Origin of the sequence: Peteryoungia aggregata LMG 23059 (assembly GCF_030814435.1) — a bacterium.
Lineage (GTDB): Bacteria > Pseudomonadota > Alphaproteobacteria > Rhizobiales > Rhizobiaceae > Allorhizobium > Allorhizobium aggregatum.
This window is the reverse complement of sequence record NZ_JAUSUW010000009.1, coordinates 33,193-46,234: the sequence shown is the minus strand read 5'-3', so window position 1 is coordinate 46,234 and position 13,042 is coordinate 33,193. Positions and strand designations below refer to the sequence as shown.

At 63.6% G+C, this 13,042-nt stretch carries 9 protein-coding genes; 5 read left to right on the top strand and 4 right to left on the bottom strand.

The features are described from left to right. Positions 1-56: 56 nt before the first annotated feature. The 5 genes from J2045_RS15595 to J2045_RS15575 are packed head-to-tail and all read left to right on the top strand — an operon-like array spanning position 57 to position 5,119. Complete coding sequence (locus tag J2045_RS15595) at positions 57-731, top strand: phosphoribosylanthranilate isomerase (protein ID WP_307374393.1); 675 nt, start codon at positions 57-59, stop codon at positions 729-731. Beyond that, positions 728-1,948 (top strand): tryptophan synthase subunit beta, encoded by a 1,221-nt coding sequence (trpB, locus tag J2045_RS15590; protein WP_307374391.1) that lies wholly within the window; start codon positions 728-730, stop codon positions 1,946-1,948. Before J2045_RS15595 ends, trpB begins: the two co-directional genes overlap by 4 nt. A 2-nt stretch (positions 1,949-1,950) precedes the next feature. Continuing rightward, positions 1,951-2,790, top strand: coding sequence for a tryptophan synthase subunit alpha (gene trpA / locus J2045_RS15585; protein WP_307374388.1), 840 nt, complete (start codon positions 1,951-1,953; stop codon positions 2,788-2,790). A 38-nt stretch (positions 2,791-2,828) separates the two neighbouring features. Continuing rightward, on the top strand, positions 2,829-3,737 hold the full coding sequence (gene accD / locus J2045_RS15580; protein ID WP_307374386.1) for an acetyl-CoA carboxylase, carboxyltransferase subunit beta: 909 nt from the start codon (positions 2,829-2,831) through the stop codon (positions 3,735-3,737). A gap of 41 nt (positions 3,738-3,778) precedes the next feature. Continuing rightward, on the top strand, positions 3,779-5,119 hold the full coding sequence (locus J2045_RS15575; protein WP_307374384.1) for a bifunctional folylpolyglutamate synthase/dihydrofolate synthase: 1,341 nt from the start codon (positions 3,779-3,781) through the stop codon (positions 5,117-5,119). 52 nt (positions 5,120-5,171) lie between these two features. Here the strand turns inward: J2045_RS15575 and trxA are convergent, their stop codons facing one another. From trxA to J2045_RS15555, 4 genes are all read right to left on the bottom strand, one after another. After that, on the bottom strand, positions 5,172-5,492 hold the full coding sequence (gene trxA / locus J2045_RS15570; RefSeq protein WP_006724193.1) for a thioredoxin: 321 nt from the start codon (positions 5,490-5,492) through the stop codon (positions 5,172-5,174). Between the two features lie 75 nt (positions 5,493-5,567). Further along, positions 5,568-9,125: a double-strand break repair helicase AddA gene (gene addA, locus J2045_RS15565; protein ID WP_307374379.1), complete on the bottom strand. Its 3,558-nt coding sequence runs from the start codon at positions 9,123-9,125 to the stop codon at positions 5,568-5,570. Further along, a complete protein-coding gene (addB, locus tag J2045_RS15560; protein WP_307374377.1) occupies positions 9,118-12,306 on the bottom strand; it encodes a double-strand break repair protein AddB in 3,189 nt (1,062 codons plus the stop codon). The genes addA and addB overlap by 8 nt, the downstream gene beginning before the upstream one ends. Before the next feature lies 1 nt (position 12,307). Then, a complete protein-coding gene (locus J2045_RS15555; RefSeq protein ID WP_307374375.1) occupies positions 12,308-13,042 on the bottom strand; it encodes a nucleotidyltransferase family protein in 735 nt (244 codons plus the stop codon).

The following is a 13,042-nucleotide window of genomic DNA, read 5'->3' as shown; positions in this document are numbered from 1 at the left end:
CAGCCTTTGTCGCAAATTGGCTCGACTCTTTTTTGATTTCGTGCGACTTCGCTGCCATGAGACCCGATATCAAGATCTGCGGACTGAAGACGCCGGAGGCGGTCGATCGTGCGGCTGCCTGCGGCGCGAGCCATATCGGCTTCATCTTCTTCGAAAAGAGCCCGCGAAACATCGAGCCTGACATCGCTGGCACACTCGCCGATCGCGTACGCGGTCAGGTGAAAAGTGTCGCGGTGACCGTCGATGCCGACAATGACGATCTCGACGAGATCATCGCCTTGATGCGCCCCGATATCCTGCAGTTCCATGGTCATGAGAGCCCGGAACGCCTGCTGACGGTCAAGGCCGTGACCGGTCTTCCGATCATGAAGGCATTTTCCATCCGGGATGCCGATGACCTCAGGCGCATCGAGCCCTATATCGGTATTGCCGATCGTTTTCTTTTCGATGCCAAACCGCCTGTGGGCTCCGATTTGCCCGGCGGCAATGGCGTGACCTTCGATTGGCGTCTGCTGCGTTCGCTTGACGACAGCGTCGATTACATGCTTTCCGGAGGCCTCAACAAGGCCAACATCGCAGAGGCCCTGCGGGAAACCGGAGCGCGGGCGATTGACGTTTCCTCTGGCGTCGAATCCGCGACGGGTGTCAAGGATCTGCAGATGATGGACGAGTTTTTTGCGGCCGTTGCCGAGGCAAGTCGAGCACAGCCGGTTTCAGGGAGTGTCAAGTGAACCAGTCACCGAAACCCAATTCCTTCCGTGAAGGCCCCGATGAGGACGGCCGTTTCGGCATCTTCGGCGGTCGCTTCGTCGCCGAAACGCTGATGCCGCTGATCCTCGACCTGCAGGCGGAATGGGAAAAGGCAAAGACGGATCCGGAATTCCAGGCGGAACTGGCGCATCTCAACACCCACTATACGGGTCGTCCGAGCCCGCTCTATTTCGCCGAGCGGCTGACGGAAGAACTCGGTGGCGCGAAGATTTACTTCAAGCGTGACGAGCTCAACCACACCGGTTCGCACAAGATCAACAACTGCCTCGGCCAGATCCTGCTCGCCAAGCGCATGGGCAAGACGCGCATCATCGCCGAAACCGGCGCCGGACAGCACGGTGTCGCCTCGGCCACGGTCGCGGCCCGTTTCGGCATCCCCTGCGTCGTCTACATGGGCGCGACCGACGTCGAGCGCCAGGCGCCGAACGTCTTCCGCATGAAGCTCCTCGGTGCCGAAGTGAAGCCGGTCACCGCTGGCCACGGCACGCTGAAGGATGCCATGAACGAGGCGTTGCGCGACTGGGTCACCAATGTCGACGACACCTATTACATGATCGGCACGGCGGCTGGCCCGCATCCCTATCCGGAAATGGTCCGCGACTTCCAGTCGGTGATCGGCCGCGAGACGCGCGAGCAGATGCTCGCCGCCGAAGGCCGCCTGCCGGACATGCTGATCGCCGCTGTCGGTGGTGGTTCGAACGCAATCGGCCTCTTCCATCCGTTCCTGGATGACGAGAGCGTCCGGATCGTTGGCGTCGAAGCCGGTGGCAAGGGTCTCGAAGGCGAGGAGCATTGCGCCTCGCTGACCGCGGGCACGCCCGGCGTCCTGCATGGCAACCGCACCTATCTGCTGCAGGATGGCGACGGCCAGATCAAGGAAGGTCATTCGATCTCCGCCGGCCTCGACTATCCCGGCATCGGTCCTGAGCACTCGTGGCTGAAGGACATGGGCCGCGTCGAATACGTGCCGATCAAGGACGACGAGGCGCTTGAAGCCTTCCAGCTGCTGACGCGCACCGAGGGCATCATCCCGGCGCTCGAGCCGAGCCACGCGCTCGCCGAAGTCATCAAGCGCGCGCCGAAGATGGACAAGGACCAGATCATCGTGATGAACCTCTGCGGCCGCGGCGACAAGGACATCTTCACTGTCGGCAAGATTCTCGGTATGGGGCTCTGATCATGACTGCGCGTATGGACCAACGTTTCGCTGCCCTGAAGGCAGAAGGCCGCCCGGCTCTCGTCACCTATTTCATGGGTGGCGATCCGGACTACGACACGTCGCTCGCGATCATGAAGGCCCTGCCGGAAGCCGGCGCCGACGTCATCGAGCTCGGCATGCCCTTTTCGGATCCGATGGCTGACGGCCCGGCGATCCAGCTTGCCGGCCAGCGGGCCCTGAAGGCCGGCCAGACCCTCGTGCGTACGCTCGATCTGGCGCGCGAATTCCGCAAGACGGACAACGAAACGCCGATCGTCATGATGGGTTACTACAACCCGATCTACGTCTATGGCGTCGAGCGTTTCCTTGACGATGCACTCGCAGCCGGCATCGACGGCCTGATCGTCGTCGACCTGCCGCCGGAAATGGATGACGAACTCTGCATCCCGGCCCGTAGCCGCGATATCAACTTCATCCGCCTGGCAACCCCGACGACCGACGACAAGCGTTTGCCCACCGTTCTCAAGAACACCTCGGGCTTCGTCTATTACGTCTCGATGAACGGCATCACCGGTTCGTCGCTGCCGGATCCCTCGCGTGTTGCCGGCGCTGTCCAGCGCATCAAGGCGCATACGGACCTGCCGATCTGCGTCGGCTTCGGCGTCAAGACCGCCGAGCACGCCCGCCTGATCGGCGCCAATGCCGATGGCGTCGTGGTCGGGACCGCGATCGTCAATCAGGTTGCAACCAATCTCACAGCCGATGGTCAGGCGACGGCGGATACGGTTCAGGCCGTCGCCACGCTGGTGCGCGGACTGGCAAGCGGCGTGCGCTCTGCGCGCCTTGCTGCCGCGGAATAAGCACCCCATATGGGCTCGAAACATCAGGAGTAAGCCGCGTGAACTGGATCACCAACTATGTGCGCCCGCGCATCAATTCCATGCTGGGTCGCCGCGAAGTTCCGGAAAACCTCTGGATCAAGTGCCCGGAAACGGGCGAGATGGTCTTCCACAAGGACCTGGAAGAGAACAAGTGGGTGATCCCGGCCTCCGGCTATCACATGAAGATGCCCGCCAAGGCGCGTCTGGCCGATCTCTTCGACGGTGGCCAATACGAGGCCCTGCAGCAGCCGAAGGTGGCGCAGGATCCGCTGAAGTTCCGTGATTCCAAGAAATACACCGATCGTCTCAAGGACAGCCGTCTCAAGACCGAGCAGGAAGACACGATCGTCGCTGGCGTCGGCACGGTACAGGGCCTGAAGCTCGTCGCCGTCGTGCATGAATTCAACTTCATGGGCGGCTCGCTCGGCATTGCCGCCGGCGAAGCGATCGTGAAGGCCTTCGAGCGTGCCATCAAGGAAAAGTGCCCGCTGGTCATGTTCCCGGCTTCGGGTGGCGCCCGCATGCAGGAAGGTATTCTTTCCCTCATGCAGCTGCCGCGCACGACGGTTGCCGTCGACATGCTGAAGGAAGCCGGTCAGCCCTATATCGTCGTCCTGACAAACCCGACCACGGGCGGCGTCACGGCGTCCTATGCGATGCTGGGCGATCTCCATATTGCAGAGCCGGGTGCCGAGATCTGCTTCGCCGGCAAGCGCGTCATCGAACAGACGATCCGCGAAAAGCTTCCCGAAGGCTTCCAGACATCGGAATACCTGCTGGAACACGGCATGGTCGACATGGTCGTCAAGCGTCACGACATTCCGGACACGCTGGCGCGCGTCCTGAAGATCATGACCAAGCGCCCTGCAAACGACACGGCGGTTCCGGCCAACGTGGCGAAGCCGGTCGCCAAGGCTTCGGCCTGAGCCTTGCTTCCCCTTGAGGCCGCGCTCGCGGAACGAGTGTCATGACAGACCCCATCGTCAGCCAGGCCGATGCCGAGATCGAAAAGCTCATGGGGCTGCACCCCAAGGGCTATGATCTCTCGCTCGACCGTATCCGGCGCCTCCTCGAGGTTCTGGGCAATCCCCATCTGAAGCTGCCGCCGGTCATCCATGTGGCCGGCACCAACGGCAAGGGCTCTGCCACCGCCTTCTGCCGCGCGCTTCTCGAAGCCCAGGGACTGTCGGTCCACGTCCACACCTCGCCGCATCTGGTGCGCTGGCACGAGCGCTATCGCATCGGCGTGAAAGGTGGCCCTGGTCAGATCGTTGAGGATGATCTGTTTGCCGATGCCCTGCGCCGCGTTGCCGAGGCCAATGGTGGCAAGCCGATCACCGTCTTCGAGATCCTGACGGCGGTGACCTTCATCCTCTTTTCCGAGCAGCCTGCCGACGTCGTCGTGCTGGAGGTCGGTCTCGGCGGACGCTTCGACGCCACCAATGTCGTCGAGAAGCCGGCTGTCTGCATCGTCCAGCCAATTTCGCTCGATCACCAGGCCTATCTCGGCGACCGGGTCGAGCTGATCGCCGCCGAAAAGGCCGGGATCATGAAGCGCGGCGTTCCCGTGGTCATCGGTCATCAGGAGTTCGACAGCGCCAAGGATGTGCTGATCAGCACCGCCGAGCGCCTCGGCTGTCCGCTCGCCGTCTTCGCCCAGGATTTCCTCGCCTACGAAGAATTCGGTCGCCTCGTCTATCAGGATGAATTCGGTCTGATGGACCTGCCGCTCCCGCGGCTTCCTGGCCGCCACCAGATTGGAAACGCTGCTACGGCCATCCGGGCCGTAAAGGCAGCCGGCTATACGGTGACGGAAGAGATCGCCGAAAGGGCCATGCTGTCGGTCGAATGGCCGGGACGCCTGCAAAGGCTGACCGAAGGCCGGCTGGTGGAGCGTGCGCCTCAAGGTGCGGAAATCTGGCTCGACGGCGGGCACAATCCGGGTGCGGGCGAGGTGATCGCCGAAGCCATGGCGGCCATGGAAGAACGTCAGGCACGGCCGCTGCATCTGGTCATCGGCATGATCAACACCAAGGACCCGATCGGCTTCTTCCGCGCCTTCGTCGATATCGCCCACAATGTCTACACCGTCCCGATCCTAGGCTCGGACGTTGGCCTTGATCCGGTGGCGCTCGCCCAGTCCGCAGCAGAAGCCGGTTTGAAAGCTCTTCCGATGGGCTCACTGGGTCAGGCGCTCGATGCCATCCGTGAGCGCAGCGAAGGCGGCATTCCGCCGCGCATCATGATCGGCGGCTCGCTCTATCTTGCGGGCAATGTGCTCGCCGAAAACGGCACCATCCCGACATGAAAAAAGCCCGGCGAAAACCGGGCTTTTTCTTTGGTCATCAATGGCGGGAGGCTTATGCCGCGCCGGCGATCCAGCTGGACAGCGCAGTCTTCGGGGCAGCACCCACCTTGATGTCGGCCACTTCGCCACCCTTGAAGACGGCAAGCGTCGGGATCGATCGAACGCCGAACTGGGCAGCCAGTTCCGGGTTTTCATCGATGTTGAGCTTGGCGATCTTCACCTTGCCGGCGAGCTCGTTGGAGATTTCTTCGAGGCTCGGTGCAATCATCTTGCACGGGCCGCACCATTCGGCCCAGAAATCCACGACAACCGGTTCGGAAGCGTTGAGCACCTCGGCCTGGAAATTGGACTTGTCGACTTTAACGGTAGCCATGGGGCTCTCCCTTCATAGATACGGAATTGACTAGATATGTGATGCCGCACGGCAGCAATTTCAATATGCGGTATCTCATGATGTTTCGAGGTCGGCAAGAGAGCGCTGAAGAAGGCTGTCATCGAGCCGGATGAGGCTGCCGTTTTCGGTGTAGATCAGCCAGCATTCCACCTGTTGGCCGGGGTAGAGCGGCTGCAGGATCTCGCGGTAGATGGCGAGCTGCACCCGATGGGAGAGGGGGGCTTGCGCGGCCTCCAATGGTGGATTCCGGTTGGTCTTGTAGTCAGCGATGATCACCCGGTCGGCAAGCACGGCCATGCGGTCAATCCGGCCGGAGACGGCACGCAACTCGCCCTTCAGCGGCATCGTGCCCATGACCGAAACTTCGGCACGACTGCCGGCATCGAACAGCGGGTGGAGCGCCTCGTCTTCCAGCACGGCCATGACGGTGGAGACCAGACGCTGGCGCTGCTCTGCCGGCCAGAACCGGGCGGCACGTTCCGCATAACGTTCGGCTGCTGCACGGCGGTCAGACTCCGGAAAGCCCGGAAGGTTCTGCAGCATCCGATGGATCAGTCGCCCGCGCTGCAGAGCGAGATCCGCCTTTTCCGCCGTCGAGAACAGCGCAGAGGCCGTCAACGCATCCTCGTCTTCGTCGATGACGATGCTGCCGGCACCCGATGGGCTGAGCGGTCTTGGCAGGCTGACCGGCGGCGGCAGCGGCTTCCAGAGCGTAGCCGGTAGGCCGTGGCTGTCCTCGCTTTCGGCGCTCTCTTCGGTCACCGGCAGATCATGCTCTGCCTCGCCCAACGACCAGCGCAATCCGGCCCAGCTGCCATCCGGCCCGGTGAATTCAACCTGTTTGCAGCGCGTTTCGTCGGCACTGAGCGCCCGCGCGATCATCTTGTGCCAGATCTCACCCGTGTCCTGCACGCCGCGATAACCACCGACGATCAGACGGTCGGCAGCGCGCGTCATCGCGACATAGAGCAGCCGGCGATATTCCTCCTCGGCCTGATCCTTGCGCCGATCCATGTCGGCAGCGGCGACAGAATTGCCAAGTGACTTCGACGGGACCCAGATCGGGAAGGGCATGCCTTCAGCCGTCCCGATGATCCGGAGTTTTGCCACATGGTTCGAATTGAAGGGCTTCGAGCCGCCATCGATCAGGAACACGATCGGCGCTTCGAGACCCTTCGAGGCATGCACCGTCATGATGCGGACTTCGTTGCGTTCCTTGTCCTGTTCGCGCTTGACCTCCGGCGCTTCCATCTCGAGCGTCGAAACGAAGGACTGCAGCCCGGGCAGGCCGCTGGTCTCGAAAGCGAGCGCGAAGGTCAGGAACTCGTCGATGATGTCGCTGACCTCGGAGCCGAGGCGGCCGAGATAGGCCCTTCGACCACCATGGACGCTGAGCACGCGGGCATAGAAATCATGGACGGAGTGGTCTCGCGCCTGGTCGAGAAACAGGGTGAGGCGGTCGTAGGTCTTCTTCCACGCAGCGTCCGTCTGCGCCTGCTCAGTGAGTCTCGTCCAGAGACTCTGCGCTTCCGGTCGCTCGGCAGCAAGCTGCATCAAATCGTCTTCGCTATGGTTGAAGAGCGGGCTCTTCAACAGCGAAGCAAGAGACAGATCGTCTCCCGGCAGCAGCAGGAAGCGCCCAAGCGCCAGCATGTCCTGAACGGCAATATGGCTTGTCAGCTTCAGGCGGTCTGCACCTGCGACCGGAATGTTGTAGGGGCGTTTCAGCGCACGGGTCAGCGCATTGACGAAGCCATCACGTTTACGGACGAGCACAAGGATGTCGCCCGGGCGGATCAGCCGCTTGTTGCCCTTCTCGATGATCGTTTCGCGTCCGACGATCTGGCTGATCTGATGCGCCACGCGTCGCGCGAGGATCGCAGACGGAGCGCTTTCCGGCGTCGCGTCGAAGGGGGCGGTCCAGTCCTCGTCTTTCTCCTGCTTTTCGGCAGCGATCATCTCCCAGGCATCGACGGTGCCCGGATGTCCGATGCGGCTCGACTGGTGGATGACGGGGTCCCCGTCGGCGCTGAGGCCCCGGCTGTTTTCCGGCAGGCTGAAGACCTGGTCGACGGCCGCAAGGACCGATTGCGTCGAGCGGAAGGAGAGCGGCAGACGCACCGTGTTAAAGTTCTGCCCGCTTTCCGTGACCGCCCGCTCGGTCTGGCGCGCTTCCTGCGAGAACTGCTCGGGGCGTGCGCCCTGGAAGGAATAGATCGACTGCTTCTCGTCTCCCACCGCAAAGAAGGTGCGGATCCCGGGCCGGGCGCTCAAGCCTGTAAAGAAGTCTTCCCGTAGCGACCGAATGACATCCCATTGCACCGGGCTCGTGTCCTGCGCTTCGTCGACGAGGATATGGTCGATGCCCTGGTCCAGCTTGTAATGCACCCAGGCACCGACATCGTCCCGCGTCAGAAGCCGGGCGGTGCGCACGATCAGATCCTCGAAATCGAGCTGCGAGCGCCGCTTCTTCAGTTCCTCGTAGTCGGTGTCGAGACGCACGGCCAGCGTCAGTGCCGACCGCGTCGCCTCATACATCCGGAAAATCCGCAGCCTGTCCCGCATGGCGACCACATGGTCGCGGGCTGCAATCACGGCATCCTTGAGATCCGGCGCGACCTTGGTCATCGCGGCTGCAATCAGAGAACTGTCGGCCTTTGGCGCCTCCTGCGCCGTCAGGAAAGCCTGGTCCAGAAGCTTCGCGCGCTCCAGGGGATCCGCCTCCACCAGCGCCCGTTCCAGCACTTCTGCGACAGCCCGCACTTTCTCGCCGCCCTTTTCGAGGGCAAGCTGGATGTAGCGGCTGAAATTGCCACCGGACAGTCCGCCCAGCGGCCAGTAATCCTCGGCGCGGCTGGTCTCACTCTCCATCGGCCCGATGCCCAGGCCCTTCCGCAGGGTCGCATCAAGGCCACCCGCCCGTTCCGCCCGCTGCCGGAAATCTCTGACAGCATGGCGGTTGGCCACGGTATCGGCAATCAAGCCTTCGAGCCCGCTTTCATCGGCAATGCTCAAGACCTGCGAGAAGGCTTCGGCGAGTGCCGCATCATTCTCCGTCGATGTGGCCGTCAGCAGCGATCGCCGCGCTTCGGCAAGAACCGTGACGGCGGCCCGATCGTCGAGCACGTTGAAATGCCCGGCGACATTCGCTTCCAGCGGAAACTGGTGCAGCAGCGCTTCGCAGAAGGCGTGGATGGTCTGGATCTTCAGGCCGCCCGGCGTTTCAAGCGCCTTGGCAAAGAGCCGCCGTGCAGCCGCAACCGTCGCCCGATCCGGCTCCTTCTGTTCGATCGCCGCAATCCGCTTGGCCAGTTCCCGGTCATCCAGCGTTGCCCATTCTGCCAGCCGCTCGAAGACGCGGTTCGACATTTCGGACGCTGCGGCCTTGGTATAGGTCAGGCAGAGAATGGACGAAGGGCGAGCGCCGGCGAGCAGCAGCCGGATCACCCGCTGCGTCAGCACATGCGTCTTGCCGGAGCCGGCATTGGCCGACACCCAGGCCGACTGGCCGGGATGAGATGCGCGCGACTGGGCAAGCGTCGTCCAGCCGAGCCAGGCTGCGGGATCGCTGCCGGTCGGCAGCTCGTCCAGAGCAAAGCGCTGATCATTCATCGCCGCCTCCTTCCTCGGCTTCCGCCGTCGACCATTCCGCGACACGCGCCAGATGGTCGTATTCGCCGCCATAGGCGTTCTGTTCGGCCGGGATCAGACGGGAGACGTAACCCCGCTCGCCGCTCTGCAGCGCCTGAACGAAGCGGCCGAGCTCGTCCACGGACTGCGTGGCAAGCTCAAGCGCAGACTTCTTCTTGTCGCCCCGTGTCGCCATCTCGTTGTTCACCTGGTCCGCCGAGAACCTGTCCCCGGGCCGTAGGCGCACGTAAACCAGGTTGAGCGGCTTGACGTCCCCGGTCGGCTTGAAGGCACCTTGGATTAGGGCTGCCGCTTCGAGGGCCAATTGCGGGTCGAGCAGGCTGCGCGCCTGATTGGCGCTCGGATTGAGCCCCGTCTTGTAGTCGATGATGTCGGCAAAGCCGCCGCCCCGGATGTCGATCCGGTCGGCGATGCCGCTGATGGTGATATCGACGGGCCGGAGCAGCACATTGCCCCTGACTTCCGTCAGCGACCGCTTGATCTCCGGTCTGCGCTCCCGCTCCCAGGTGAGGAAAGCCGACGCGACGCTGTAGAAGCGCTGACGCCAGACGATGTCGATGTGCAGCGGGAGGGCTTCCGTCAGGAACTCCTCGTCGGTGATCCGGTGCAGGATATCGAGCGCGTCCAGCCGCGCCGGGTCATGATCCTCCCGGATGAAACGCTCGACGATGCGGTGATAGAGCGTCCCGCGTTCGGCCGCCCCCGGATCCTGGTTGAAGGCATCAACAGGATCGAGACGCAGGATGCGCCGCGCATAGATGGAATAGGGGTCCCGCCGGAAGCGCCCGACCTCGGAAAAGCTGAAGGCGCGGGGTTGTATCTCGGCGCGCGGTCGTGGCGCGGGGCGCTGCGCCGGAGCCTGGTTTTCGCCCTGGTCGATCAGGTCGGCATATCGCCGATAGATCTGGCCGCGCTTTCGCATCTCCTCTTCCAGCACGGGCCCACCAAGAGCCATCAGACGCTGGAGCCAGCGCGATGCAACCGTCGGCGCAGATCCTTGTCGCAGCGAGCGCGAGAAAATCAGTTTCCGCGTGCCACAGGCCATCTGGAAGTCATGCGCCACCTGGCCGATCTGCCGCTCCGGCGGCTCAAGCCCGACTTCGGTCTTCATGACACGCGACAGGAAGGGATTGTTCTTGGTCTGGCTCGGCCAACTCCCCTCGTTCATGCCGCCGATCACCATCATGTCGACATTCTGCAGGCGCGCTTCCAGCGTTCCGAAGATGAAGACGCGCGGATGCCGCATGGCGCGCGGCTTGACCGCCTGGCCGGCCATAAGCGCCGTCAGGATGTCCACCCATTGCGGGCCGTCGGCCTCGATCTGCCCGTCCGTCTCCAGCACTTCGGCGAGAAGCCGCGCCAGAGCCTCACCTGCTGCATCGCCCCAGAGACCGGCAAGGTCACCGCGCTCGTCGACCGTGACGGCTTCCAGCACGCGGCCCGTGCGCTCTGCCCAATCGCTGACAGTCAGCTTCTGCGACAGCACGCGCCCGTCGGTCGACCGGATGATCGACGAGACGAGCGGTTCGACCGCTGAGGTGACCCGGCTCGCCAGCAGACGAGCAAGCTCGATCTCTTCAGCCGCAATCGAGATGCGCCATTGCGGCTTGTGGCGGTCGGCCAGATGCGCCTCGAGCCCTTCGGCAAAAAGTGGTTCCATCTCGGCGAGGTCGAGGCTTTTCAGGCCCCCACGCAGCGCGATGCGTTCGAGCGCGTCGGCAGCCTTGCGCATATCTTCGGCGGTGAAGCCGAACCGTGCCAGCGGATGCTTGATGAGCGAGACGATCGCCACAGGGTCACCCGGACGCAGGCAGGCCTCGGCCACCACTTGGGTTAGCATGGCGGCCTGGGTGCCGGTCATCGGCGTGCCCGCCGAATCATCCGCCTCGATCCCGAACCGCGCGAGCTCGGACATGACACGCCGCGCCAGCGCGCGGTCGGGCGTTATCAGCGCCACCCGGCTTTCGGGATTGTCTGACGCCTCTTCGAGCCCCAGCCGCAGCGCAATCGCAATTGCCGTTGCTTCTTCGCGTTCATTGGCCGTCTCGATGAGCGCCACATCGCGAAACGCAGCCAGAACACAGTCATCGGCGATGTCCTGCCGCCAGGCCTTCCAGGCATCGGTTGCCTCGGCGGGTGCCATGGCCCGCGACAGAAACTCTGCCCGGTCCTGGAGCGCCGGATCGGAGGTTTCGAGCACCTGCACGTCAGCGCGTTCGAGTTTCATATGCCGCAAGAGATGGGCAAGACCATATTGCGGATGCCCGCGCACGGCAGGGCTCGGACGGATCACCGAGATCTCGCGATCGTTGAGCTTCGCCCAGTCCTCATCCGGCATTTCAAGATCGAGCCCGGGCAGCACCACGACACCCCGGTCGAGTTCCGCAATCGCGGCAATCAGTTCGGCCGCTGCCGGGATCGAGCCGGTGGAGCCCGCAACGATGACGGGGCCAGCTGAACCTTGCCTGCGGAAGCGCTCGGCCTCGGCCCGGAGCACCGCGTCGCGGTGGCGCGCCGGAGACGACCGCACCAGTTCCTGCAGCCGTGCCGGCCAGAACTCCGTTGCGATCGTCAGGAACTCCAGCGTCAGTTGCCACCAGGAGCCGAAATCTGCCGATTGCAGCTTTTCGAGATCCTTCCAGTCGCAGCCTTCGGTTTCCGCTGCTTCGATCAGTTCGACCAGCGCTCGGGCGAGCCAAACGGCGTCGGCGGGGCTCGCGGGTGCGACCAGCGGCGTGTCCGAATGGATCGACCGGACGATCTCCGGCAACTGGTTGCGCCAGGCCAGGATCAGCCGGGCGAGTTCCAGAAGCATGACGGTCCCGCTCACCGGCGGGGCGAGATCCATCAGCTGCGGCGCATCGAGGTCGAAAAAGCCGCTGTCGTCGTCGGTTTCACCCAGCGTGCGAATATCGGGGAGGATTGCCGCGCGGCCGCCGAGCAGATCGACGAATTCGGACCGCAACACGCGGGCTGCGCGCCGGGTCGGGACGAGGAGGGTCACCCCTGCCAGAGAAAGCGGATCGGCGGGGTCGTAGCGAAAACCCTCGGCGAGACGACCGTCGAGCAGCGCTTCCGTCAGCGTCCTGAGAAAGGGCCGGCCCGGAGGGATCGTCAGCAGACGCGGCGCCTTGCTCACCATCTCAACGGCCCCCGCCGTAGCGGGCGACCACGGCTTCGGCAGGCGCGATCGCGTCGGGTGTGCCGACGGTCAGCCACTGTCCATGGAGATCTGTGCCGAACAGCCGGCCTGCGGCAATTGCGCGATCGAAATAGATGTTGAGATTGAAGGGGCCGTCCGACGCGTCATCGAAGAGACGCGGCATCAGCGCTAAGGCCCCGGCATAGACGACCGGGTTTGGTGCGCCGGAGGCATAGCGGGTCAGCCTGCCGTCATCCGTCATCGAGAAATCGTTCTTGCCGTTATGGCCCGTGGTCCGTTCCTGCTCGACGCAGAGCATCGCCATGTCCATTCGGGAGGGATCGAACTTTTGCGCCAGCCGGACAAGATTGTTCGGCTCATCATCGCGTTCCCCGACCCAGAAGAGATCGGCATTCATGACGAGCGCCGGCTGGTCCGGGTCGAGCAGCTTGAGACCCTTTGCGAGTCCACCGCCCGAATCCATCAACCGCTCGCGCTCGTCGGAAATGCGGATCTTGGCCCGCGTCTCCGTGACGAGGTGAGCCTCCATCTGGTCGGCATGGTGATGCACGTTGACGACAACGGTCTCGACGCCGGCGTTGACGAGCGCGTCGAGCACGTAGTCGATCATCGGTTTATCCCCGATGCGGACCAGCGGTTTCGGCGTGGTCTCTGTGATGGGGCGCATCCGCGTGCCGAGGCCGGCCGCGAGCACCATGGCTTGCTTGATGATCAT

Excerpts from the sequence above, each read along its gene's own strand:
- J2045_RS15595 (WP_307374393.1), top strand. The coding sequence starts at position 57 with ATGAGACCCGATATCAAGATCTGCGGACTGAAGACGCCGGAGGCGGTC.
- trpA (WP_307374388.1), top strand. The coding sequence starts at position 1,951 with ATGACTGCGCGTATGGACCAACGTTTCGCTGCCCTGAAGGCAGAAGGC.
- J2045_RS15575 (WP_307374384.1), top strand. The coding sequence starts at position 3,779 with ATGACAGACCCCATCGTCAGCCAGGCCGATGCCGAGATCGAAAAGCTC.
- trxA (WP_006724193.1), bottom strand. The coding sequence starts at position 5,492 with ATGGCTACCGTTAAAGTCGACAAGTCCAATTTCCAGGCCGAGGTGCTC.
- addA (WP_307374379.1), bottom strand. The coding sequence starts at position 9,125 with ATGAATGATCAGCGCTTTGCTCTGGACGAGCTGCCGACCGGCAGCGAT.
- addB (WP_307374377.1), bottom strand. The coding sequence starts at position 12,306 with ATGGTGAGCAAGGCGCCGCGTCTGCTGACGATCCCTCCGGGCCGGCCC.
- J2045_RS15555 (WP_307374375.1), bottom strand. The coding sequence starts at position 13,042 with ATGATCATCAAGCAAGCCATGGTGCTCGCGGCCGGCCTCGGCACGCGG.